This is a genomic window from Rhizobium sp. AN5 (genome assembly GCF_900215255.1).
Classification (GTDB): domain Bacteria; phylum Pseudomonadota; class Alphaproteobacteria; order Rhizobiales; family Rhizobiaceae; genus Agrobacterium; species Agrobacterium tumefaciens.
In genome coordinates this window covers 832,993-856,773 of record NZ_OCMJ01000003.1, presented here as the reverse complement: position 1 = coordinate 856,773, position 23,781 = coordinate 832,993, and the positions used below count along the sequence as shown (strand labels likewise).

Sequence of the window (23,781 nt, the reverse complement as noted above, 5' to 3'; positions counted from 1 at the left end):
GGAGAAGTGGCTATTGCCTGGCCTGAGCGGTATCCGGGACAACCCGGTAGTCATCGATACGACCCGCCGGTGCATCGGCCATCTCGCCCCGCTTGGTCAGTCGTTCACGTGGCGATTCTACCACCGAGACACGTGTCGATACGGTCGTCGAAGGGACATCGCCAAGCAGCTTGTCACCGCCATCGAGGTTCGGATCGGTCAGGCTGATCGGCTGGGTGCGCACCTGTCCCGCGTCGATGCCAAGCGCGGGAAGGGAGGTGAGTGCAGGCAAATTGCTGCCGTCCAGCTTCACGAGGTCCGGTCCGGCGCTGTCGAGGTGCCTGCGCACGAATTTCTCGACGTAAAAAGCAAGCTTGCGTTTTCCGGCCTGCGTCATGCCGACGCCATCTGCCTCACGCAGACGGGCCTGCTGGCCGTTCATGTCGTAGCCGGTGATAACAAATTTACCGGCCTCGTCGACGAAGCCGTCCCAGACATCGACGAATTCGCCGCCGTATTTTTCGATATGGCTGCGATAAAGCCGGTTGAAGCCGACGAGATCGGCCGAGAGTGAGGTTGACTGGAAGGCAGGCAGGCCAACCCACAGCAGCGGCACCTTCGGGCGGCCGGCAAGGGTCAGAAGTTCATCGATCCGCCGCTCATATTCCTTGAACCAGACATCGGTGCCGAATTTTTCCCTGATATCGCCGATCTGCATCTGCTGGCGATCGTTCGATCCCATCATGATGACGATGGTGGCGGGATTTGTTTCGGTTATGAACTGCGGCAGATTGGCGAACCAGTCGTAATAATCCGTGCGTACGAGGCCCGAAGAACCATTCGCGCGCACATCGACCGAAATTCCCGGAGAGCTGGCGAAGGCATTGACCAACTCTTCCCCCATGCCACCGGCCAGAAAATCACCGACGACCAGAACGCGCCTGGCATTTTCAAGCTTGGCGGTCGGCTCCGGTTTTACGGTTCGCATCTGAACCACCGAAGGCGCTTTTCTTGCGGGTTGCGGGCGGGTGACTGATTTTTCACGCGGGGCAGCCGGGAAATCCCGACGATTGCGGGGCTGGTATTCGCGGCCGGGCGTGTCCTCCCGGCCCACGGGCCGGCCAAACAGCATTTCGAACAGGGTGCGCCGCTGTTCCTGGGCGAAGGTTTGCGAAGGGACAAGCGGCATGCACAAGACAGCACAAAGAATGATGGCGCAGATGCGCCAGCCCGTCCTTGTGCTTTTTGCCGCAGGTTTCCTACTCATGACATAGATCCTTCCGGATGCTTCGGCGGCGTTGAAGACCGCCGCCGAATTCACCGGCATATTATCAATTCCGCAGGGCTCTCAGCAATCGCTGCGACGGCTGACCGTCGGTTTCCAGACCCATGCGCGACTGGATGGCGCTGATCGCCGCCTTCGAACCGGAGCCGAAATTGCCATCGACCTCGCCATCGTAATAGCCCAGTTCTTTCATGCGGGTCTGGAGTTCGAATTTTTCACGAATATCCAGCGTGCCGTCCGGACGCGGCCATTTCTGCTGCATGCCGCCATAACCGGCGATCTCGTCCGCAAGCAGGCCAACGGCCAGCGCATAGCTGTCGGAGGCGTTGTATTTCTTGATAGTGAAGAAGTTTTTCATCATCAGGAAACCTGGACCATTTGCCCCACCCTGCAGTTTCAGCATGGCGCGATCGGAGCCGCGGGTGAAATTCTTGCCGTTCGGGCGGGCAAAGCCAAGCTTGGTCCATTCCGCAATGGACTTCGTCTGCCCCTCATAACGGGCACCGCCACGCGGCACGGCTGTTTCGTAACCCCAGGTCCGGCCGGGCTCCCAGCCGTTCTTGGCGAGAAGATTGGCGGCCGTCGCCAGCGCGTCCGGAACCGAGTGCCAGATGTCGCGCTTACCGTTGCCGTCCGCATCGACAGCATAGAGCAGGTAGCTGGTCGGAATGAACTGGGTATGGCCCATCGCCCCCGCCCAGGAACCCGTCAGCTGCTTGGGCGTGACATCGCCCGCCTGCAGGATTTTAAGTGCGGCGATCAATTGCGTGCGCGCGAACTTGGCGCGTTTGGGGTCGGAATAGGCGAGCGTGGCCAGTGCCTGCGGAATATTGTGCAGGCGCTCCGGCTTTTCGAGAACCGCGCCGTAATTTGATTCCATCGACCAGATTGCGAGAATGATGTGTTTGTCGACGTTGAAGTTTCGCTCGATCCAGTTGAGCGTCGTCGCATGCTTCATCTTCATCTCGCGGCCGATGCGCACCGTATAGGGGTTGACGCGGGAATCGAGATAATCCCAGATCTGGGTGGTGAATTCCGGCTGGAAGGTCGCCTTGCGCAGCGCATCCGGATCCGGCTCGCTGACACCAGCAAAGGCTTTCTGGTAGGTCGCCTTGCTAATGCCTTCTTTCGCGGCTGTTGCGTAGAACTGGTTGATCCACTGCTTGAACCCAGCATCGGCCCGGGCCGAGACGGGGGCCAGCGAGATCGCCAGACCTGCAACCATCATGCAGCCGAATTTGCGGACATTTGAAAGGATCATCTTTGTCATCGTCAGTCTTTCGTTCTCTCGAATATCATTTCGATTGCGAAAACGCATCGGGCGTCGTCATGCATAACAAAAGAATGTCAACAAATTCTTTACCATTAATAGATGGTAGCGTCACCCTTTACAAAACGTTGTTATTTTTGAAATAACAACACTGTGCGGGGATTGTGATCAAGTTTTATCTCTCAGGAGGGATATGTGGTAGAACATAAGAAAATTCGGAAGGCCGTATTTCCGGTCGCAGGTCTGGGTACGCGTTTCCTGCCCGCAACCAAGGCGGTTCCGAAAGAAATGCTCACTGTCGTTGACAAGCCGGTCATCCAATACGTCGTCGACGAGGCGGCGGAAGCGGGCATCGAGCATTTTGTATTTGTCACCGGCCGCGGCAAGGCGGTGATTGAAGATTATTTTGATATTCAATTTGAACTCGAACAAATGCTGCGCGAGCGCAACAAGAATGCCGAGCTTACATTGCTGGCCGGCCTTCTGCCCAAGGCGGGCACGGCAAGCTTCACGCGTCAGCAGGTGCCGCTCGGTCTTGGCCATGCGGTCTGGTGTGCGCGTGATATCGTCGGCGACGAGCCTTTCGCCGTGCTGCTGCCTGATATGATCATGCACTCACAGAAAAGCTGCCTCAAGGGCATGGTCGAACTTTATGACCAGACCGCCGGCAACGTCATCGCGGTGCAGGAATGCGCTCCCGATCAGACGCATAAATACGGTATCGTCGGCGTGGGTAACGCCGTGGGCGAGGGTTTCAAGATCACTGAAATGGTCGAGAAGCCTGCCAAGGGTACGGCACCTTCGAATTTCTACATCAACGGTCGCTACATCCTTCAGCCTGAGATTTTCGACATTCTGGAAAATCAGGAACGGGGCGCCGGCAACGAAATCCAGCTGACGGACGGCATGTTGACGCTTGCCAAGTCGCAGGAATTCGCTGGCTATCATTTCCGCGGGCAGACGTTCGATTGCGGCGCCAAGGATGGTTTCATTCTTGCCAACGTCGCTTTCGCGCTCGAACGCGCTGACATACGTCCCGCAATCGAGGAGCCGATCAAGGCTCTTATCGACGGACTGAAGTAAATTCACCAAATGGACAACGGGATCCCGGCCTTCGCGCCGGGATTTCTATTTGGGGCAACGTTATCGTTTCAGGACAAGCCCCGCGCCGATGCGCAGTTCGTTGCTGTCATAAATCGGCGTCCACTGATAACTAACGTCCGCCGTCAGATCGAGATAGCGGTTCAGCCCCCAGGTCAAGCCAGCGCCTGCGGTGTATTCCACGGCATTCTCGTTGTCAGAGGATGGGAATGTCCGGTGTACGATCTGCCCGGTCAGCCGCGCGACCAGATTGCTGCGCAACTCATGGGTCAGCCCGGCATCCAGTCGATAGGAAATCCAGCCGCCCTGCGGTCCGCCGGCGAAATCCTCTATCGTCGTGCGCAGGCCAAGATTGACTTTGGTGCCGCGCTGGGGCGACCAGTTCAGCTCGCCGTCCAGTGTCAGAGCGCCGATGGAAGCGATGCGGTCGTCGTCATATTGTTTGCGTAGATAGCCGATGGCGGCCTCGCCGCGGGTCTTCTCGCCAAGATCGACCTCGGCTCCAATTTTGGCGCCGTAGGAATTCGAGGACCGTGCGTAACCGGTATTGTCCAGGCGCCTGTCATATTTGGTCGTCCCCGCGTTCAATTCGAGGAACGGGATCAGTGCCGGTGACAATTCGTAGCCGATGCGGCCGCGCAGGTTCGCGCTGTTCTGGTCGCGATCGCTAAGACTGATCGGCTGGCCGTTTATGCCCTTTGCATCCGTGTAGACCGTACGCGACAGATCGAGCGCCGCCAGCCCGCGCAGCTTGCCGAAATCCCGTTGGATCGATGCGCCGGTCGTGAAACGGTGTTCTCCGCCTTGCACGGCAGCGCCGGTCAAAGCGTTGGGGTCAGTGGTGCCTTCACGACTGAATTCGTAACCCGCCTTGAGATTAGCCGTCGTTTCTTCGCCGAGATCGAGGCGCAGATCGGCTTCTATCCGCGCCCTTGGCTCCTCGCCATTCTTGCTGCCGAAATTTTTCTCCCAGGCGCCATCGCCTGTTACAGTCAGCGCATGGCGGGACCAGTCGCTGGTTAGCGTGCCGCGAATACCCGTCGTCAGGTAGTTGCGTCTGGAAGGGCCGCCGGTGTTCGTCTGCTTTTCCGTATTGATCGTCTGGCTGATCGAAGGCCGCAGCAGGAATGTACCGAGCCGGATGCCGGGGGTTTGTCCGGGTTCGGTGGCTCTTTGCGGGTTTTCACCGCCGTCTACCGTTGGCTCATAAGGGTTTTCCGCGTCGGCATAAGGCTGGCCGGCTTCTTCCTGCTGTTCGGAAATGGGGTCGCCCGGATTATTCGAGGGGCGCCATAGTTGCTGTGGCGGTGCTGCTCGCACCGTGCTTGCCTCAGTTTCAGTTGTCGTTGTCGGGTTCTCTGCCGGCGTTGCATCGCCGGATGGAACCGCGACAGGCTGCCGCGTGGCCGCTGTTTGCGCGAAAGCAGTTCCCGGGGTGTAGAGAAGCGTACAGGCAAGCAGCAGCAGGGTTGCTGCTTTCCGCGACGTCGGCAGACGTGTGGCGGTGCCCTTCACAATCATTCCTCTTCACCCGGCGCATTTGGCCGATGTCGGATCGAAAGTTCGTCTCAGCATTTCCTGAAGCCGAATGAGCGGCAGACAGATGAAGTGGACGACCAATAGACCAGACACGCGACGCAAGTTTTAATATCGCTTTAACAATAGGATTTTTATGGTTAACAGTTGATAAAGACCTCCCGGATTTCAGCACATCTGTGGCTGCGGCAAAGCTGGGGGCCTTCCTCGTTCGATTTGGCCGCTTCGGCACCGCGACTGAAGAAAATTTGCCGAGATGACTAATATTTCTAATATGATCAGATTTAAACGTTTCATTTTGGCACGGAATCGCCCTATGATTGGGTGGAACTCATCCGTTTTATTTTAGCAATCCAATTGATTTTTATTTTGTGTCACAGCGTCGTTTCATGAATCCCGTTTTGAACGTCAAGCAGGTCGGTTTTTATTGCTGGGATATTACCAATGACCGATTCTATCTAGACGAAGTCTGCGCTGAACTCTTCGGCATTCCTTTGCGGCAGGCGATGCAGGGCATCAGCATTTTCCAGATGCTCGAGAAAGTGGATATCGGCCATCGCAATCATGTGATCGAAACTGCGCTCACGACCCTTAAGGCCGCCAGCTTTTACCATCAGGAATATGCCGTGCGCCGTGATGACGGCTCTATCTCGTGGATAAGGACAGTCGGGCGATATCTGGTCGATGAAGAAAACATCCCTTTCAAGCGGATGGGAACGATGGAGGAGATTTCTCCACCGAACCTGCGCCACTAAAGAGCGGCGATTTTCGGCTGTAGAGTGGACTTATTCCGGTTGAAATAGTAACAGTCGGCCATGATTACGAGAGCCGTCAAACTGGTTGAAGACAATGCGATTGAATCCGCCGTGCGGACGATTTCGATGGAGAGGGCTGGCCTTGCCGCTCTTGAAGAGGCCCTCAGGAACGGGCTTTCCGAACCTTTCTGCAAGGCGATCGAAACGATCGGCCAGTCTAATGGCCGCCTCATCATCACCGGTGTCGGTAAAAGCGGCCACATAGGCGCCAAGCTCGCGGCCACCTTCGCCTCCACGGGAACGCCTGCGTTCTTCGTGCATGCGGCGGAGGCCAACCACGGCGATCTGGGCATGATCGGCGGTGATGATGTGGTGCTGGCGATCTCCAAAGGCGGTGAAAGTTCAGAGCTGCGTAGCATCATCAATTATTCGCGCCGTTTCTCCATCCCGCTGATTGCACTTACCTGTTCGGAGAGTGCATCGCTGGCGAAGGCAGCCGATATCGTGCTTCTGGTTCCCAATGAACAGGAAGCCTGCCCGCTCGGTCTTGCACCTACCACCTCCACATTGATGCAGCTGGCACTTGGCGACGCCCTCGCCGTTGCGCTTCTGGAAGCACGCAATTTTACTGCCGGTGATTTCAAGGTGTTTCACCCCGGCGGCAAACTGGGCGCGGGCCTTACGTTGGTCAGCGATATCATGCATACCGGCGACCGGGTGCCGCTGGTCGGCAAGGGAACCTCCATGCCGGAAGCAGTCAGTGTTCTTTCCCGTAAGCATTTCGGCTGCGTCGGCATTCTGGACGAGGATGGCCGTCTGTGTGGCATCGTCACCGAGGGCGATATGGCGCGCAACCTGTCGCGCAACCTCGCCGAATTGACGGTTGACGACATCATGACCCGTACTCCGAAAACGGTCAAAAAATCTGTGCTGGCGACCAGCGCTCTGGCGACGCTGGAAAAATTCCACATCGGTGCGCTGATCGTCGTTGATGACGATAACCGGCCGATAGGGCTGGTACATTTCCACGATCTGTTGAGAATCGGTGTGGCCTGATCGCTATGGGCGGTCGAGCGACTCTATCGTCAGGGTGCGGCCACGCGCAGCTGAGATCCTGACACGTGTTCCAGCTGGCATGTCCTCACCGTTAACGGACCACCAGGTATCGTCCAGCCTTATGCGGCCGCGTCCTTCGACAACCGGCTCCTGCAGGGTCGCTGTGCGGCCAACGAGGCTGGCTTCCCGTTGATTGAGGAAGGGTTCGTCGCTTGCCTCCCGGTTTTTGCCGAAATATTTCCGGCCAAGCAGGGCGAAGGCGATGGAGAGGGTGGCAAACAGCACCAGTTGCAATTGCCACGCCCAGAATGCAGCATCCCAGAACAGCAGGGAGAGCGCGCCGATCACCAGTGCGGCAATGCCAATCCAGATCAGAAACACGCCCGGAGCGACCAGCTCGGCAGCCAGCAGAATGAAGCCGGCAATCCACCAGCTCCATGGTCCCAACTCCGTGGCAAGCCGTTGCAGCATCGTCACTTCTCCGATGAAGAGCCGAAGGGATTACCGGGAATCGTCACGTTGATGGCCTGGGCCGAAGGCCGTGACGGCGGCACCGAGCGGGAAGATGCGGGGACGGCGGGTGCCGTTGGTGCATCGCCCTTGTCGCCGAAGACGTCGCGGGCGATTGCCCCTATGCCGCCGAGCGAGCCGATCAACGCAGAAGCCTCCATCGGCATCAACACGATTTTCGAGTTTTTGGCGGTACCGATATTGGAGAGCGCTTCGGTATATTTCTGGGCAACGAAGTAATTGATCGCGTGGACATTGCCGGCAGCGATGGCTTCCGACACCATGCGGGTGGCGTTGGCTTCGGCCTCGGCCAGACGCTCGCGGGCCTCGGCATCGCGGAACGCCGCTTCGCGCTGGCCTTCCGCCTCGAGAATGGCGGATTGCTTTGCGCCCTCTGCGCGCAGAATCTGAGCATTGCGGGCGCCCTCGGCCTCCAGCACCTGGGCGCGTTTTTCACGCTCCGCCTTCATCTGCCTCGCCATGGAATCGACGAGATCTTTCGGCGGCGCGATATCCTTGATTTCGATGCGCGTGACCTTGATACCCCATGGTCCCACCGCCTCGTCAACCACGCGCAGCAGGCGATCGTTTATGGCATCACGGTTCGACAATAACTCATCGAGATCCATCGAGCCCATTACCGAGCGGATGTTGGTCATGGTGAGGTTTTCAATCGCCATTTCCAGATTGGTGATCTGGTAAGCGGCCTGTGCGGCATTGAGGACCTGATAGAAGGTGACGGCATCAGCCGAGACACTGGCATTATCGCGGGTGATAACTTCCTGTGTCGGTATATGCAGAACCTGCTCCATCACATTCATCTTCGAACCGATGCTTTCGAAGAACGGCACGATGAGGTTGAGGCCCGGCTCGAGTGTGCGGGTGTAGCGCCCGAACCGTTCAACCGTGTAGCGATGCCCCTGCGGTACGGTCTTGATGCCGGCAAAGAGCACCAGAATGACCAAAACAACCGCCGCTATGACGACGATATCGAAACCGCCCAATGCAATCATCACTTCTTCCTCCAGCACCAGAACTTTTTGGGATCTTACACCCGCATCGTTATGGCAAGATTACACCCAACCTTGCAACTCTTGTCGTACAACCTTTTCGAGAACTGTCATACCCTCGACGCTGTCGTTGAGACACGGGATGTGGGTGAATTTCTCGCCGCCATTATGCAGAAAGATTTCTCCGGCCTCACCGGCAATTTCCTCCAGCGTTTCAAGACAATCCGATACGAAACCGGGGTTCATGACGGCGATGCGTTTGATGCCCTCGGATGCCAGCTTTTCCATGGTCTTGTCGGTATAGGGCTGCAGCCATTCTTCCGGCCCGAAACGCGACTGGAAGGTGATCATGAAGTTCTTCTCGGTCCGTCCCAGCGCTTCCTTCAGCAGACGGGCGGTCTTCTGGCAGTGGCAATAATAGGGATCGCCCTTCCTGAAATAGGATTGCGGAATGCCGTGGAAGGAGGTGATCAGCATCTCCGGTTCCCAGTCCAGCGTTGCCAGATGGTTTTTGACGGAGGCGGCAAGCCCCTCGATATAGGCAGGATCGTCATGATAGGGCGGCACGGTGCGGATGGCGGGCTGCCAGCGCAGCTTCATCAGATGTTCGAAAGCCTTGTCGTTCACCGTTGCCGTGGTCGATGCGGCATATTGCGGATAGAGCGGGAATAGCAGGATTTTCTCGCATCCCTGCTCCTTCAGCGCGTCGATTTTCGAAGCGATGGAAGGCTGGCCGTAGCGCATGGCCCAGTCAACGACGACATTGGGCAAATCCTTCAGCGCCTGTGCCATCAGTTCGCCCTGGCTGCGGGTATAGGTGCGCAGATAGCTTTCGTTGCGATCGCGGTTCCAGATTGCCTCATAGGCCTTGCCGACCTTCTGTGGGCGCTTGTTGAGGACGATGCCGTACAGGATCGGATACCAGTAGAGGCGCGACCATTCGATCACGCGTTTGTCGCTCAGAAATTCCGCCAGATAACGGCGCATCGGCCAATAGTCCGTACCATCCGGCGTGCCAAGATTGACAAGCAGAACGCCGACCTTGCCAAATCTTACGCGGGGATGGTCTACGGGAAGTGCGGATAATTCTGTCGTCATGAATGACACCCTGAACTCGTACTGGTTGCGTGAGAACGTTTCCGTTTGGGATAAAGGGCGGAAACGCTCCATTTTTTGTTTTTATACATGGCCGGCCGCAAACCGTGACGCGGTTTTGCCGGAAATGCTCAAGCTATACGCTCGTGCCGTCAATTTGTTCACGTGTTCTAGACGAAATTTGTAAGGATTGAACCACCTGCGGAGGTGATTTCCGAGGTGCGGTAACGGACGCATTGTCTTTTGATAAAATGCAGCCTGTAATGATCTGTTTTTAAAGGGAAAATAAGAAGCCGGCCTCATGGTGCGAGGCCGGCTTCCCGTCTGCGGCAAATTGCCCTGTCTGTGTGTGTTCGCGGCTTATTGAGCCGGAACCTCCAGTTCCTCGCCGATCTCGATATGGTTCGGATGCTTCAGCGTGTTTGCCTTGGCAATCCTGGTCCAAAGGGCACCGTCGCCATACTTCTCCGCCGCGATCTTCCAGAGCGAATCGCCCTTTGCGACGACATATTTGCTGGCGGCAGCCGCGGCTGCTGCCGGCGTGGTGGTGGCAGGTGCAGTCGCGGCAGGTGCTGCGGGAGCCGGGGCCGGTGTGGCGGCCGGAGCGGTTGCAGTTGCCGCCGGTGCTGTTGCGGCAGGCGCTGGTGCAGCGGGCTTTGCCGGAGCCACATAACCGGCAGGCGTCACTTCGGTGATGCGGCCGTCCGTGAAGGGCTTATAGGGGCTGTTGGCCGTAATATAGGCAGCTACAGCCTCTTCGAGGTTGGGGCCGAAGTCATAGGCGTTGATAGCCTTGGTCGCGAATACCTTGAAGCCATCGCCGCCGGTGCGAACGTAATTATTCGCCGCAACGGTGTAGGTCTTTGCCGGGTCGAGAGGCACGAAAGCGTCGCCCTCCTTGACCTCGACCGCAGTAACACGGCTGCCGGCCGGCTTGGAGCGGTCGAAGGAATATTTCATGCCTGAGACCTGCATGAAACGACCTGCGCCATCGTCGATCTGGCTAACGCCGTTTTCGAGGGCAGCGCGAATATCCTCGCCCTTCAGCTGGAAAGTCGCGACCGTATTCTGGAACGGCAGAACCGTCAGGACTTCGCCCATCGAGACATCGCCGCTATCGATGGAGGAGCGCAGGCCACCGCTATTTGCGAAAGCGATGGTGACGCCCTGATCCTTGACGCGGGCAAGGGTCGCATCCGCTACCAGATTACCCATGGAGCATTCTTTGACGCGGCAAACCTTACGGTCACCTTCGATCGGGCCTTCCGAAGTGCCGACGACCTTAGATTTCAGCGCCTCGATCGGTGCTTTCAGTTCATCGATACGCTTGAGCGTTGCTTCGTCGGGTTTGAAGGATGAATCGATCAGGATCGGATCGCCCTTGCTTTCCTTGACCACGCCGCTGTCATCGAAGACGACGCGCAGGTCGCCCAGATATTTGCTGTATTGCCCTGCCTGAACGACCGGAACCTTGTAGCCGCCGGGATTGTCGACGAGTGTCGGATAAGGCCCTTCGGCCTTCTGGTCGGTGTTGGAGAGCAATGTATGCGAGTGGCCGCCGACAACGACGTCCACATCCGGGATTTTCGCGATGAATTCGAGGTCGCGCGGATATCCGACATGGGTCAGCGCAATGATCTTGTTGACACCCTCGCCTTTCAGCTTCTGTACCTGTTCGCTGATTTTCGCGACATCTTCCGCAATGGTGATGTTGGGGCCGGGGGTCGCAAGTTCCGCCGTGTCGTTGGCGACAGCGCCGACAATGCCGATTTTCTGGCCGCCGACTTCAAGGACGATGGACGGCTTGACGCGATCGCCGATTTTCGAGGCGGCGCTGGCAACCACATTGGCGGTCACGACCGGAAACTGAACCTTGTCGAGGAAGCCCGCAAGCCCGTCTTCGCTATCGTCGAATTCATGGTTGCCGACGGTCATGGCGTCGAACTTCATGGCGTTCAGCACTTCGGCTTCAACAGTACCCTTGTAGGTGGTGTAAAACAGCGAGCCCTGAAAATTGTCGCCGGCATTGAGCAGGAGAACGTTCTTGCCTTGAGCCTTGAGCGCGTCCCTTGTCTGGTTGATTGCGGTCAAGAGGCGCGCGGCGCCGCCAAAGCATTCGTTTTTGCCTTCCTCTTCCGCCGAGCAGGTCGAGTCGAATTTATTGATCGATTCGATACGGGAGTGAAAATCGTTAATGTGAAGAATGTTGAGCTCGTAATCGGCCAGAGCCGCTCCGGCTGAAAGCGTTATCGCTGAAACGCTCAGCATACTCAGTCTCAAAATTTTCTTCATGGTCCCTCTCTCCTGTTCAAAGCGGAAGCCTTGGCCGGTCGATCATCATCAGGCCGTGCTCATTCTCTAGTCTGAAAGTATGTCAGTCTTTCAAAGCGCGATGTTTCCATTTAGCGGCAGCTGCCGCAAGCGGAAATTGTGACAGTGGCGCAATAAAGCAAAACGCACGCGTGAGGCGTGCGTTTTAAAAGCTCATACCATTGAAAAGGCTGTGTTATCAGCCCTGACGCGTCAGCGAGAACTGGCTGTTGCTGTCTGTCGTGCAATTCAGTTGTGACGGGGAGACGAGCGCGCAGTTGACGCGCGATTGCGTGTTGCGCACCAACGACGTCATGTTGATTTCATAGAGCGTCGGCGAAATCGTGACATAGGTGCCTGATGCTAGAAGCGTGTTGGTATCGGTCGAACGGGTGGAGAAAGCACCGTTCTGGAATGTCGATACGATGCCGTTGCGGTCGATCCAGCGGCCATCCACGGCCGGGCCGCGGGCAAGCGATGGTGCCATCGACGTCTGCTGGGAGGGACCCGGCGCAACGCATGAAGACACCGCGATTGCGGCACAAAGCAAAGCAGCGCTTGTCTTGAAGTTCATGAGCCTGTTCTCCTGCGATTCGATGAAACCCTGATGTTTCGACCATGCCGTGAAGCGTTATTTATTTCAAGGCAACGTTGTTTGCTCTCCCGGGTTCCTGACATCCGTCATGAAAACACCTGCGTGACAAATATGAGACGCCACGCCCTCAGCGCACGAGGATGTTGCGGAACTGCCAGGGATCCGAGGTGTCGATATTGTCTGGAAACAGTCCCGGGCGACCGTCGAGCGGCGTCCAGTCCGTGTAATGTCCTTCGACCGGTCCGAGATAGGGACGCTGCACCTCAAGGCAACGGCGATAGTCCATTTCATCCGCCTCGACGATGCCGGCTTGCGGATTTTCAAGCGCCCAGACCATTCCGGCCAGTACCGCGGAGCTGACCTGCAATCCGGTCGCGTTCTGGCTGGGGGCGAGCGCCCGTGCCTCCTGCAACGTTAGCCGCGAGCCATACCAATAGGCATTTTTGTCATGGCCGTAGAGAAGAACACCCAGCTCGTCGGCACCATCGACAAGCTCGTCTTCGCCAAGCACATGCTGGATCGGCTGCGGTGTGCCGCCATTGCCGAAAAGTTCGTGCAGGGAAAGGACGGCGTCGTTGCAGGGGTGGTAGGCATAGTGACAGGTGGGCCGGTAGATCAGATCGCCATCGTCATTGCGGACGGTGAAATAGTCGGAAATCGAGATCGCCTCGTTGTGGGTGACCAGAAATCCATATTGCGGCCCTTGTCCGGGACACCATGTCCGTACCCGCGTATTGGCGCCGGGCTGATCGAGATAGATCGCTGCCTTGCTGCCCTTTTTCTGTTTTTTCGCATTTTTCGGCATCCAGTTTTCATGCGTTCCCCAGCCGAGTTCGGCGGGCTGAAAACCTTCGGCGATAAAACCCTCGACGGACCAGGTGTTCCAGAATGCGCCGAAGGGCTTGGGATCTTTTGCCCGCTGCGTATCGCGCTCTGCCACATGCACGCCCTTGACGCCGAGCTGCTGCATGAGCTTTGCCCATGCCTGCTGGTCATGCGGTTGCGGCTCTTCGATGTCGAGACCGCTATCCTTGGCGAGATTGACCAGCGCCTGTTTTACGAACCAGGACACCATGCCGGGATTTGCGCCGCAGGTGGAAACAGCCGTTGCGCCGCCCGGTTTCCGAGCCTTTTCTTTCAGCATGGTCTCGCGCAGCGAATAATTGGTACGGGAGGCATTGTCGGCGTCTGCATCGAAGTAAAAGCCGGGCCACGGCTCCACTACGGTGTCGATGTAGAGCATGCCATGTTTGCGGCAGAGCCTCATCAGATCGACGGATGCGGCATCGACCGAAAGATTGACGCAGAAGCCCTGACCCTGAACCCCTTTAAGGAGTGGCTTGAGCACCTCCTTGTAGTTTTCTTTGGTCAGATGCGTGCGGATATGGCGAATGTTTCTCTCGGCCAGATACGCTGCGATATCCTCGCGCGGGTCGATGACGACGAGCCTGGTCTTGTCGAAGTTGAAATGACGTTCGATCAACGGAAGAGTGCCGCGCCCGATGGAGCCGAAGCCGATCATGATGATGGGGCCGTCAATATCGCCGTAAATCGGATGGTTTGCGTCCGTCATTCGTCATTTTTCCTTTTTAAGCCAATAAGTAAGCTAGATCATAAAAGCGTGCCACAATAAAGGGCAGGTGCATGACGGACATATGACGATGGCGCAAGCCCGGGATGCGAAAGTTGTGACTGGTTGGTGTATGGTGATCCCGTTCTGCGCGGTTGCGATCCGGCGAGATTGAAGTCGAGACCTTCCGACCGCATTCTTCCCCTTCGCATTTTAGAGACTACGTTTATAATAAAGTTCTTCTTTTCGTGTATATGTCCTAAGGCTTGGGGGACTTTTGCAAGATGACGAAAAGGGGGCTTTTCGTCATCACAGGAGTGTTGCCTGTTGAATAGTCTTATTGAGCGTGTCGCAGCGCTTCAGAGCGCCACCCCCGTTCTTATTGCACTTTACGATTCCGAGGACCGGTTGCGGCATGCCAACCCGTCGTTTCGGGAAAGCTTTCAGCTTGCCGACGATGATTTTTCGACCTGGGCGGAAATCATGCGCTTGAACCACCGTCTGCGAACCGGCGTGGTCGTCAGAAACAGCGATTTCGAGGGCTGGCTTTTGTCGGCGCAGTCCCGGCGCGGCAAGCTGCCGTATCGTGCCTTCGAGATGGACATGTATGACGGCCGCTGGTTCTGGATGACGGAGACGGTGCAGCAGGATGGCTGGATGCTGTGTGTTGCAAGCGATGTCACCGAATTGCGCCAGGGCTACAGAACCCTGCGGCAGGACCGGGATCTGGCGGTGCGCGCCTCACAGACCGACGAATTGACGGGAACGGCGAATCGGCGTTTCGTTTTCGCCAAACTCGCGCTGCAGGTGGAGCGGGTCGGCAAGGGGCTCGAAGCGCCCTTTTGCCTTTGCACGCTCGACATCGACTTTTTCAAGCACATCAACGATCGTTTCGGCCACAAATGCGGCGATGCGGTGCTGCGCGATTTTGTCGGGATCGCCCATTCCGTCGTCCGGCGGGTGGATTGTTTTGGCAGGATCGGCGGTGAGGAATTCATGATCATCCTGCCGCGCAGTTCGGTCGTTGAGAGCCGGGAGATTGTCGAGCGGCTACTGCAAAAGGTGCGGCTTTCCAGACCGCTGGCCGAGTTTCCGGATTTTTCCTATAGCTGTTCCGCTGGAATGACGACCTATCGGATGGCAGAAAGTGCCGACGATGTTTTCATGCGCGCCGATCAGGCGCTTTACGCTGCCAAGGAAAAAGGCCGCGACCGGCTTTTGTCGGTGACGGTTTAGACCAGCTCCGCCGCAATCAGCCCATGCAGCGAATTTCCCACGAACAGCCGCCGACCGGCAATATCTTCCGGCTTCAATGCCTGCCCGCGTGCCTTGCGCTGGCGGATGAGATCGGCACGCAGGACGCCCGGCAGAATGCCGCTGTCGAGCGGCGGCGTCAGCAATTGCCCGTCCGGCATTTCGACGAAGATGCTGGTCGATGATCCCTCGCACAACTCGCCGCGCTCGTTGAGCAGCAGAACCTCGTCCGCATCCCCGGCTGAAAATTCGGCGCGGGCGGCATCATAGGGTTCCCGGCGCGATGACTTGTGGCGATAGAAGGTGTCGGCGGAATCAAGCCTGGTTTGCGTCGCGATGCGGATCCGCCAGACGGTTCCCTCCTGCAACGGCTGAAAGTCGGTCGTTTCTATATCGAGTTCACCCTTGTAGTTCATGACCAGCTTCACGCAGAGCGGACTTTCGCCGCCCACCTTCTTCTCCAGTACCTGAACCGCGTTGGCCGGTGCTCGGAAACCGAGCGCATCGGCTGAGCGCAATAGCCGGCGCATATGCTGGTCAATGCGCTGAAAGCCTGATTGCGGCTCCCAGCGCAGCGTTTCTCTCAAGGTCAGATCGGCGGGTTTGCGTTTCATTGCCTTTGCTCGTCGCCTGTCATCGGTATTTTTCGGAGGCGATCAGGCCTGTTTGCCGTCAAGCGCTTCCAGTTCGTCGATCAGCCCTTCGATCATGGCAAGACCCTTGTCCCAGAAGGAAGGGTCTGTCGCATCGAGGCCGAATGGTTTCAGAAGTTCCGAATGGTGCTTGGTGCCGCCTGCTTTCAAAAGCTCGAAATATTTCTCCTGAAAGCCGGTCTCAGCCTTCTGGTAAACGGCATAGAGCGAGTTCACCAGGCAATCACCGAAGGCATAGGCATAAACATAGAAGGGAGAGTGGATGAAATGGGGGATGTAGGTCCACCAGGTCTCATACCCTTCGGAAATCTTGATCGCCGGGCCGAGGCTCTCGGCCTGAATGGAAAGCCACAATTCACCGATCTGTTCGGAGGTCAACTCGCCCTGCTTGCGGGCGGTGTGCAGCTTGCGTTCGAATTCATAAAACGCGATCTGGCGCACGACCGTGTTGATCATGTCCTCGACCTTGCGGGCGAGCATGGCCTTGCGTTCCCTGACGTCCTTCGTGTCGTCAAGCAATTTGCGGAAGGTCAGCATTTCTCCGAAAACGGAGGCGGTTTCGGCAAGCGTCAGCGGCGTCGCGCACATCAGCGCGCCTTGGTCGCCGGCCAGCACCTGGTGCACGCCGTGGCCAAGCTCATGGGCAAGCGTCATCACGTCGCGCGGTTTGCCGAGATAGTTGACGAGGACATAAGGATGTGCCGAAGGCACGGTCGGATGCGCGAAGGCTCCCGGCGCCTTGCCGGGCCGGGCGGGGGCGTCGATCCATTGTTCATCGAAGAAACGGCGGGCGATATCGGCCATCTCCGGCGCAAAATCGCCATAGGCGGACAGCACGGTGTCCTTCGCCTCATCCCATGGAATGATCGTATTCGATGTATCGGGAAGCGGCGCGTTGCGGTCCCAATAGTTCATCTGTTCCATGCCGAGCCATTTCGCCTTCATGGCGTAATAGCGATGCGAAAGGCGCGGATAGGCGTTTTTCACGGCGGCAGCCAGAGCGTCTACGACCTCGCGCTCGACACGGTTTGCCAGATGGCGGCTGTCGGCGATGTCTTCGAACTTGCGCCAGCGGTCGGAAATATCCTTGTCCTTGGCCAGTGTGTTGGTGATGAGGGTGAAGACCCGCAGATTATTCGTGAAGGTGGTGCTGAGCGCCTGTGCCGCCTTCTTGCGGGTTTCCGGCTCCGGCTCCTGAAGCATATTGAGCGTTACTTCCAGCGAAAGGCTTGCGCCGTCTATATCGAAGCGCAGGTCGGCCATCGTCTCATCGAACAGGCGGTTGAAGGCGCTGGCACTCGTCATCGATTTTTCAAGGAATAGCTGTTCGAGCTGGTCATCGAGCTGGTGCGGCTTGTCCTTGCGCAAATCCACCAGCCACGGCCTGTAGTGCCCAGCTAAGGCATCGTTTGCCATGCAGGCATCCATCACAGCGTCGTCGATGCGGTTCAGTTCAAGCGTGAAGAACAGCAGATGGGCGGAAATATCCGTCAGTTTCGCCTGGGCGTCGCCGTAAAGCTTGCCGTTTGCCGGGTTGGACGTATCTGAAAAATACGTCAGCCCGGCAAAGGAGCCGATGCGGCCGATAAGATCGTCCAGCGCTTCATATTCCTTTAGAGCAGCGCCGATGCCGTTGGCGCCCGTCGCCTTTGCAGCGTCTTCAAGCTTGCCCTTCCATTTATCCTCGAAAGCCGCCGCCAGCGCCGCCGCCTTCTCGATGTCGCCCTTGTATTCCGGCGAATCGCCCGAGGGATAGAGATCCGAGAGTTTCCAGCCGGGCAGGTCGCCTAGGACAGGGCCGGAGGTTTCGGCAAGCGAAAATACGGGGTGCGGTGTTGGGCGATTGAGGGTCATCGAACGCGTCCTTGTCGTTATGCCTGCGCAGCATATGGGGCCTTTGTTTCCCGCAGCAATGGATAAAATGCAAGCAAATCTCAAAACTGGATGTTCAAATCTCCCGTGCCAGAGTGCGCCACAAGGGACCGCATGACGCAGGTCCATAAACCGGAAACCGGAGCCAAAAATGACCGCGCATGTTCTCGTGATAGACGATGATCCCGTCCAGCGCCGCCTGCTCAAAAATGCGGTGGAACGTTATGGGCATCTGGCCTTGCTTGCAGAAAACGGCAGGGCGGGGCTGGAGCTGCTTAAGCAATATAGCGGCGAGATCAATGTTGTCGTCCTCGACCTGATGATGCCGGAAATGGATGGCCTCGCCTTCCTGAAAGCCGTTGGCGAACTCGGCACCGACGTTCCGGTCATCGTCCAGACGGGGCAGGGCGGCATCGATACCGTCGTGCAGGCCATGCGCGCCGGCGCCTTCGATTTCGTCGTCAAGCCGGTCTCGCCGGAACGGATCGGCGCTGCCATCTCCAATGCCCTCAAGCTCGACAGGAGAGAGGCAAAGGCCCGCACGGGCAGGCGCGGACGGAGCAATGCCGTGAATTTTACTGATATCGTTTCCGCAAGCCCGGCCATGCTGAGGGTGATAGAACTGGCGCAGCGCGCCGCCCAGTCCAGCATTCCCGTGGTGCTGGAAGGCGAATCGGGCGTCGGTAAGGAAATGGTCGCCCGTGCAATCCAGTCGGCTGGCGACAGGGCGAACAAACCGTTCATCACCGTCAATTGCGGCGCTATCCCGAACAATCTGGTGGAGAGTATTCTCTTCGGCCACGAGAAAGGTGCTTTTACCGGTGCGACGGAAAAACACGTTGGCAAGTTCATGGAAGCGGATGGCGGAACGCTGTTCCTCGATGAAATCGGTGATCTGCCGCTCGACGTGCAGGTAAAGCTGCTGCGGGCAGTTCAGCAGGGCGAAATCGAAACCGTCGGTTCCGCGCGTGTGCAGAAGGTGAATGTCCGCCTGATTTCCGCCACCAACAAGAATCTCATCGAAGAGGTGAAGGAAGGCCGCTTCCGCGAGGACCTCTATTATCGCCTCAACGTCTTTCCGATCACCATTCCGGCGTTGCGCCGGCGCAAGGAGGATATTCCCCATCTGGCACGGGTGTTCGCGGAGCGTTTTTCGGTGGAACAGAAATTGCCAAATCCCGTCGGCCTCGATGCCAGCGCGCTGGCACTGCTAACGGCCTATGACTGGCCGGGCAATATCCGCCAGCTTGAAAATGCGGTCTTCCGCGCCGTCGTGCTGTCGCAGGGCGAGGAACTGGCGGATTCCGATTTTCCGCAAATCGCGCTGCAATTGCCGGAATTCGCAGGCGGGGACGATGCAGGTGAGTCGATCCGGTCGCCGTCTGGATCGTCGCTGAAACTCGCCGCCTATTCTCCGCCGCCTCCGGCCGCCGAAAGTCACGCCATTCTGGATGAGGCGTCAGATATTTCCACCACGATCTACCGGGGGGGGAACCTGATCTCCAGCATGGACGACTCAGGCAATATCAGGAAGCTGGCCGAGATCGAAGAGGAGCTTATCCGTTTTGCCCTCCGTTTTTATCGCGGGCAGATGAGTCAGGTCGCAAGGAAACTTGGTATCGGCCGCTCGACGCTTTATCGCAAGCTGAAGGATTATGGCATTGATCCGGACGATCCGTTGCGGGATGCGGCGTGATTGCACAAACCGCCTATTCGACGGCAGATAGCAAGATTCGTTAACTTCTGAGCAAGGATATCCGCTTACCGTCTATAAACCTCTTGTTAGTGGCTGATTCACTATATAGAGGAAGGTTGCATCTGTGTGGCAATTTTGCCATCGTGTCACCGTATTTGACGTTCATTTGAGGCAATGTGACATAAATTGTCTTCCAGGCGGGGATCGAATTGCCATATCTGCATCGAAATATCGCGCTGTCGACCAAGATCGCGCGCGGCTTGATCAAGGATATATGCACGAAGCTGTCGGCACGCGCTGTCACCTTTGCCTGCTTGATGCTCGCCGCAATGCCTTTCGCAGGCGTCTCGGCGACGGAAGCTTTCGCCGAAACGCGCAGTCTCAAACTGTATTATATCCATACACGCGAGAAGGCGGTCATAACCTTCAAGCGCAATGGAAAATACGACCAGAAGGGTCTGCAGGAGCTGAACCGCTTTTTGCGTGACTGGCGTCGTAACCAGCCGACGCGGATGGACCCGCGTCTTTTCGATCTTGTCTGGGAAGTCTATCGCCGCAGTGGCGCGACCGATTACATCAACGTCGTTTCGGCCTTCCGTTCGCCTGAGACTAACGGCCTCCTGCGCACGCGCACCAAGGGCGTGGCGGAAAAAAGCCAGCATATGCTCGGCAAGGCCATGGATTTTTACATTCCGGGCGTGAAGCTTGCCACACTGCGCGAAATCGGCATGCAGATGCAGATTGGCGGCGTCGGCTTTTACCCGACCTCGGGTTCTCCCTTCGTGCACATGGATGTCGGTGGCGTTCGTGCCTGGCCGCGCATGAGCCGTCAGGAACTCGTGCGTATCTTCCCTAAGGGCAATACGCTGCACGTTCCTTCCGATGGCAATCCGCTTCCGGGTTATGAACAGGCGCTGGCTGACTACAAGAAGCGCGTCAATTCCTCCTCCATTCAGGTTGCTTCCAGCGCCGGTGCCGGCCCTGCTTCCTCCGGTGGTGGCGGCAAGCGCAAGACACTGTTGCAGGCGCTCTTTGGCGGAGGCGACGAGGATGAAGATCCCGATAGCATCGCAACGCCGCAGCCCGCAGAACGTCCGGCTGTCGCTCGCCCTGCAACGCCGCCGCCTGCGGCACCTGAGCCAGAACCGACGATCGCCGTTGCTTCCGCCCAACCGCTTCCCGGTGTGAGCACTGCGCCGCTGCCCATTGCACGTCCAGCTTTCGGCAACCAGCCTCCGGCAAACACCGGCCTTGCCACCGCGCTTTATTCTCCGGCCCGCAACGCTGCGCAGGATGCCCTCCAGGCTGCGACAACACCGACGCCGACCTCTGCTCCGGCCGAGCGTCAGCAGTTTGCCGATCTGGCTGAGGTATCCGTGCCTGTGCCGACGCTTCTTGGGCCGCGTGGCATGCGTGGCGACGCTGAAGGATCGATCCTGACCGCATCCGCAGATGGTTCGACACCCGCAGCGACGGGCGAACTTGCGTCTATTCCGGTGCCGGCCAATCGTCCGGCTGTGGCGGAAGCCCTGCTGGCACAGGCCAATGCCGATCCGGAAGGCGACGAGGATCTCGCCGAAGAGCGGAAAGATACGCTTTCGCCGACTGTGGTTGCGGCTCTGGAACAGAGCGGCCAGGCTGCCCGTTCGCAGATCAATTCCGCTACCGTGCCGACAGCCGCGCCGTTCCCGGCTGCCGTCAACCACAAGGTTACGGTCGCGCCCGCCGAAACGGCGAAGGCTGAGCCAGAGGCAGGTTTCGGTGACGCCTTCGATCTGAAACCCTCCATCAATGGTGGGCTGACGGCCGGCTTGCCGACCAAGGGCTCACGCCCGAGCAGACAGGATGCCGCGGTTTCCCATCAGGCCATGGTCGGCGGTGGTCGTCTGACGCAGGATCTGATCTCTGACTGGGCGCTCAACCAGAACAAGGGTACGACCGGCCGTTCGGTGAAGGCACCGCGCGTCGTCGCCAACCGTATGCTCAGCCACGACATGTCGGCTTCCGCCACATCGGCAAGCTTCAAGCCCGGTGCAGCGGCGATCGAGTCCAGCCGTTTCAGCACGCCGGTGAAGATGCACTGAGCCCCGCTTTGCAATGCGGCCGAAAGGCCAACAAAAAACCCGCCGGTGACGGCGGGTTTTTTATTATGCTTGATATCGGGATATCAGACGCCACTCTGGCCGTCCGAACCGATATAGGCGATGCGCACCATGTTGGTCGCGCCGGGGGTGCCGAGCGGCACGCCGGCGGAGATGATGATGCGGTCGCCCGGCTTGCCGAAACCTTCGGACACGACGATGCGACAAGCGCGGTTCACCATATCGTCCAGATCGCTGGCGTCACCGGTAACCACGCAATGCAGGCCCCAGACGACCGACAGGCGGCGTGCGGTCTGGATGATCGGCGAAAGCGCAATGATCGGAACCTGCGGCCGCTCGCGCGCGGCGCGAAGGCCCGTTGTGCCGGACGAGGTGTAGGTGACGATCGCGGCGAGCTTCAGCGTTTCGGCAATCTGGCGGGCAGCAAGCGAAATGGCGTCTGCACCCGTCGCTTCCGGCTGTGGGCGCTGCGCGTAGATGATGTTGGAATAATAAGGGTCCTGTTCCACCGTGCTGGCGATGGATGCCATGGTCGATACGGCTTCGATCGGATAATCGCCGGAAGCGGACTCGGCCGAGAGCATGATGGCGTCGGCGCCTTCGAATACGGCAGTCGCAACGTCTGAGACTTCGGCGCGGGTCGGAACCGGAGCTGTGATCATCGATTCCAGCATCTGTGTGGCAACGACAACCGGCTTGCCGGCACGACGGCAGGCGCGGGTCAGCTGTTTCTGGATGCCCGGAACGGCTTCCAGCGGCATTTCCACGCCGAGATCGCCGCGTGCGACCATCAATGCGTCGGAAAGCTCGATGATCTCTTCGATGCGCTCAATAGCCTGCGGCTTCTCGATCTTGGACATCAGGCCAACGCGACCGCGCGAAATCTTGCGCACTTCGGCCAGGTCTTCCGGGCGCTGAACGAAGGAAAGGGCAACCCAGTCCACTTCGTTGGTTGCGAGAACGGCGTCGAGGTCGACTCGGTCCTTGTCGGTCAGAACGCCGACGCCAAGCAGGGTGTCGGGCAGGCTGATGCCCTTGCGGTCGGAAATCCGGGTGCCGGAAACAACAGTGGTGACGATGCTCTTGCCGTCGCTCTTCTCAGCGCGCAGATGCAGCTTGCCGTCATCGATCAGCAGGCGGTGGCCAGGCTTGACCGCTTCGAGAATTTCAGGATGCGGCAGGAAAACGCGGGTGTTGTCGCCGGGCGTATCGTTGTTGTCCAGCGTGAAGGTCTGGCCGGGAACGAGATCAACCTTGGTTTCGGCAAATTTACCGACGCGCAGCTTGGGACCCTGCAGGTCGGCCAGAATGCCGATCGGACGGCCGTTACGGCTTTCAACGGAGCGAATACGCTCAATCAGCGTCCGCATCACGTCGTGGCTCGCATGGCTCATGTTGATGCGGAAGAGATCGGCGCCGGCCAGATGCAGCTTTTCGATCATTGCCTCGTCGGAAGAGGCGGGGCCGAGAGTTGCAAGAATTTTGACTTTGCGGTTACGCTTCATCAGTTTTGATTTCCCTGTGTGCCTGGCGTATCGGAAAGCTGGACCATCCAGCTGCCCTGTCTGCCCGTGTCATATTCCTTGAAACCCATTCTCTGGAAGCTGCGGGCATAACAATCGTCTACGCCGGCGATTTTGAACTCGTTTTCCGCCACGCACATGTTGACGTCACCGGTCCAGCGGCCGCCGTGAGCGGCGTCCTCGGCATAAAGATAATAATAACGCGACTGCAACTCACCCTCTATCAGCGTTGCGCAGGTGGAGGAGGGGACCTGCCACCAACCTTCACTGACCCAGCCGTCCTGCGCCCGGTAGCCGATTGCGACCCCCACGAGGTTTTGCGTGCTGTTGCAGACGCGGAAATCCGCATGCGCGGCCTCCACGAAGACAAACGGGGTCAGAAACAATGCCGCTGCGGAGAAAAGACGGGCAAGATGCCGAAAGTGGCGAGGAAGAGCGAGAGATGACTGAGTCACGGCTTCCATCCGGATTCCATGGTTATAATGAACACACTTCTTGGCGTGGCCGCCAAAGAAAGTCAACGCGAGTTTAATCGATTATATTGTTCGTGGGATCGTGAGTGCGATAAGGTAGATGGCTGTTCTGTCGCCGAAACTTGCGCCCGGCCTC

At 58.0% G+C, this 23,781-nt stretch carries 19 protein-coding genes; 6 read left to right on the top strand and 13 right to left on the bottom strand.

All coding sequences use genetic code 11. From position 1 onward, the window contains the following. Positions 1-10 precede the first annotated feature (10 nt). Entirely contained in the window at positions 11-1,246 is a 1,236-nt protein-coding gene (locus tag CRP02_RS07355) for an SGNH family hydrolase (RefSeq protein WP_097171283.1), read from the bottom strand. A 64-nt stretch (positions 1,247-1,310) separates the two neighbouring features. After that, positions 1,311-2,534: a lytic murein transglycosylase gene (locus CRP02_RS07350; RefSeq protein WP_003511460.1), complete on the bottom strand. Its 1,224-nt coding sequence runs from the start codon at positions 2,532-2,534 to the stop codon at positions 1,311-1,313. Between the two features lie 195 nt (positions 2,535-2,729). Between CRP02_RS07350 and galU the strand changes: the two genes are divergently transcribed. After that, positions 2,730-3,617, top strand: a complete 888-nt coding sequence (galU, locus tag CRP02_RS07345; protein ID WP_003511458.1) for a UTP--glucose-1-phosphate uridylyltransferase GalU — start codon at positions 2,730-2,732, stop codon at positions 3,615-3,617. Between the two features lie 60 nt (positions 3,618-3,677). Here galU and uppP read toward each other — a convergent pair whose 3' ends face one another. Then, positions 3,678-5,156, bottom strand: a complete 1,479-nt coding sequence (uppP, locus tag CRP02_RS07340) for a polysaccharide biosynthesis protein UppP (RefSeq protein WP_097170676.1) — start codon at positions 5,154-5,156, stop codon at positions 3,678-3,680. A gap of 404 nt (positions 5,157-5,560) precedes the next feature. On the opposite strand from uppP, the gene CRP02_RS07335 reads away from it, so the two are divergent. Both CRP02_RS07335 and CRP02_RS07330 read left to right on the top strand, forming a co-directional pair. Then, on the top strand, positions 5,561-5,926 hold the full coding sequence (locus CRP02_RS07335) for a PAS domain-containing protein (protein WP_097099896.1): 366 nt from the start codon (positions 5,561-5,563) through the stop codon (positions 5,924-5,926). A gap of 60 nt (positions 5,927-5,986) precedes the next feature. Then, a complete protein-coding gene (locus tag CRP02_RS07330; protein ID WP_013761856.1) occupies positions 5,987-6,982 on the top strand; it encodes a KpsF/GutQ family sugar-phosphate isomerase in 996 nt (331 codons plus the stop codon). A 3-nt stretch (positions 6,983-6,985) separates the two neighbouring features. On the opposite strand, the gene CRP02_RS07325 is transcribed toward CRP02_RS07330, so the two are convergent. From CRP02_RS07325 to CRP02_RS07300, 6 genes are all read right to left on the bottom strand, one after another. Further along, complete coding sequence (locus tag CRP02_RS07325; RefSeq protein WP_097170675.1) at positions 6,986-7,453, bottom strand: NfeD family protein; 468 nt, start codon at positions 7,451-7,453, stop codon at positions 6,986-6,988. Between the two features lie 2 nt (positions 7,454-7,455). Beyond that, on the bottom strand, positions 7,456-8,505 hold the full coding sequence (locus CRP02_RS07320; RefSeq protein WP_019564923.1) for an SPFH domain-containing protein: 1,050 nt from the start codon (positions 8,503-8,505) through the stop codon (positions 7,456-7,458). A gap of 60 nt (positions 8,506-8,565) precedes the next feature. Then, entirely contained in the window at positions 8,566-9,600 is a 1,035-nt protein-coding gene (gene hemH / locus CRP02_RS07315) for a ferrochelatase (protein WP_013761853.1), read from the bottom strand. A gap of 357 nt (positions 9,601-9,957) precedes the next feature. Beyond that, on the bottom strand, positions 9,958-11,889 hold the full coding sequence (locus CRP02_RS07310) for a 5'-nucleotidase C-terminal domain-containing protein (protein ID WP_065662450.1): 1,932 nt from the start codon (positions 11,887-11,889) through the stop codon (positions 9,958-9,960). A 217-nt stretch (positions 11,890-12,106) separates the two neighbouring features. Further along, complete coding sequence (gene omp10 / locus CRP02_RS07305) at positions 12,107-12,481, bottom strand: outer membrane lipoprotein Omp10 (RefSeq protein ID WP_003511448.1); 375 nt, start codon at positions 12,479-12,481, stop codon at positions 12,107-12,109. Between the two features lie 148 nt (positions 12,482-12,629). Then, the gene (locus CRP02_RS07300; RefSeq protein ID WP_097099899.1) at positions 12,630-14,075 is read right to left on the bottom strand and encodes a homospermidine synthase; all 1,446 of its coding nucleotides are present in this window, start codon (positions 14,073-14,075) and stop codon (positions 12,630-12,632) included. Between the two features lie 324 nt (positions 14,076-14,399). Between CRP02_RS07300 and CRP02_RS07295 the strand changes: the two genes are divergently transcribed. Next, positions 14,400-15,308, top strand: a complete 909-nt coding sequence (locus CRP02_RS07295) for a GGDEF domain-containing protein (RefSeq protein ID WP_097099900.1) — start codon at positions 14,400-14,402, stop codon at positions 15,306-15,308. Here CRP02_RS07295 and CRP02_RS07290 read toward each other — a convergent pair. Both CRP02_RS07290 and CRP02_RS07285 read right to left on the bottom strand, forming a co-directional pair. Next, a complete protein-coding gene (locus CRP02_RS07290) occupies positions 15,305-15,940 on the bottom strand; it encodes an aminotransferase class IV family protein (protein WP_097170674.1) in 636 nt (211 codons plus the stop codon). The genes CRP02_RS07295 and CRP02_RS07290 overlap by 4 nt on opposite strands. 42 nt (positions 15,941-15,982) lie before the next feature. Further along, complete coding sequence (locus CRP02_RS07285) at positions 15,983-17,833, bottom strand: M3 family oligoendopeptidase (protein WP_097170673.1); 1,851 nt, start codon at positions 17,831-17,833, stop codon at positions 15,983-15,985. A 169-nt stretch (positions 17,834-18,002) separates the two neighbouring features. Here CRP02_RS07285 and CRP02_RS07280 point away from each other — a divergent pair, with 169 nt between their 5' ends. Together CRP02_RS07280 and CRP02_RS07275 are read left to right on the top strand one after the other, a co-directional pair. Next, on the top strand, positions 18,003-19,547 hold the full coding sequence (locus tag CRP02_RS07280; RefSeq protein ID WP_097170672.1) for a sigma-54-dependent transcriptional regulator: 1,545 nt from the start codon (positions 18,003-18,005) through the stop codon (positions 19,545-19,547). A 209-nt stretch (positions 19,548-19,756) separates the two neighbouring features. Then, positions 19,757-21,631, top strand: a complete 1,875-nt coding sequence (locus tag CRP02_RS07275; protein WP_174003543.1) for a DUF882 domain-containing protein — start codon at positions 19,757-19,759, stop codon at positions 21,629-21,631. 83 nt (positions 21,632-21,714) lie between these two features. Here CRP02_RS07275 and pyk read toward each other — a convergent pair whose 3' ends face one another. Then, positions 21,715-23,154, bottom strand: a complete 1,440-nt coding sequence (gene pyk, locus CRP02_RS07270) for a pyruvate kinase (protein ID WP_003511440.1) — start codon at positions 23,152-23,154, stop codon at positions 21,715-21,717. Continuing rightward, positions 23,154-23,558 (bottom strand): DUF1036 domain-containing protein, encoded by a 405-nt coding sequence (locus tag CRP02_RS07265; RefSeq protein WP_370647635.1) that lies wholly within the window; start codon positions 23,556-23,558, stop codon positions 23,154-23,156. Before CRP02_RS07265 ends, pyk begins: the two co-directional genes overlap by 1 nt. Positions 23,559-23,781 lie beyond the last annotated feature (223 nt).

What these genes read in the sequence shown, in the direction of transcription:
- CRP02_RS07285 (WP_097170673.1), bottom strand. Translation starts at nt 17,833, where the DNA reads ATGACCCTCAATCGCCCAACACCGCACCCCGTATTTTCGCTTGCCGAA.
- CRP02_RS07320 (WP_019564923.1), bottom strand. Translation starts at nt 8,505, where the DNA reads ATGATTGCATTGGGCGGTTTCGATATCGTCGTCATAGCGGCGGTTGTT.
- CRP02_RS07330 (WP_013761856.1), top strand. Translation starts at nt 5,987, where the DNA reads ATGATTACGAGAGCCGTCAAACTGGTTGAAGACAATGCGATTGAATCC.
- CRP02_RS07350 (WP_003511460.1), bottom strand. Translation starts at nt 2,534, where the DNA reads ATGACAAAGATGATCCTTTCAAATGTCCGCAAATTCGGCTGCATGATG.
- CRP02_RS07335 (WP_097099896.1), top strand. Translation starts at nt 5,561, where the DNA reads ATGAATCCCGTTTTGAACGTCAAGCAGGTCGGTTTTTATTGCTGGGAT.
- CRP02_RS07325 (WP_097170675.1), bottom strand. Translation starts at nt 7,453, where the DNA reads ATGCTGCAACGGCTTGCCACGGAGTTGGGACCATGGAGCTGGTGGATT.
- CRP02_RS07290 (WP_097170674.1), bottom strand. Translation starts at nt 15,940, where the DNA reads ATGAAACGCAAACCCGCCGATCTGACCTTGAGAGAAACGCTGCGCTGG.
- omp10 (WP_003511448.1), bottom strand. Translation starts at nt 12,481, where the DNA reads ATGAACTTCAAGACAAGCGCTGCTTTGCTTTGTGCCGCAATCGCGGTG.
- CRP02_RS07310 (WP_065662450.1), bottom strand. Translation starts at nt 11,889, where the DNA reads ATGAAGAAAATTTTGAGACTGAGTATGCTGAGCGTTTCAGCGATAACG.
- CRP02_RS07280 (WP_097170672.1), top strand. Translation starts at nt 18,003, where the DNA reads ATGACCGCGCATGTTCTCGTGATAGACGATGATCCCGTCCAGCGCCGC.
- CRP02_RS07300 (WP_097099899.1), bottom strand. Translation starts at nt 14,075, where the DNA reads ATGACGGACGCAAACCATCCGATTTACGGCGATATTGACGGCCCCATC.
- pyk (WP_003511440.1), bottom strand. Translation starts at nt 23,154, where the DNA reads ATGAAGCGTAACCGCAAAGTCAAAATTCTTGCAACTCTCGGCCCCGCC.
- hemH (WP_013761853.1), bottom strand. Translation starts at nt 9,600, where the DNA reads ATGACGACAGAATTATCCGCACTTCCCGTAGACCATCCCCGCGTAAGA.
- CRP02_RS07355 (WP_097171283.1), bottom strand. Translation starts at nt 1,246, where the DNA reads ATGAGTAGGAAACCTGCGGCAAAAAGCACAAGGACGGGCTGGCGCATC.
- uppP (WP_097170676.1), bottom strand. Translation starts at nt 5,156, where the DNA reads ATGATTGTGAAGGGCACCGCCACACGTCTGCCGACGTCGCGGAAAGCA.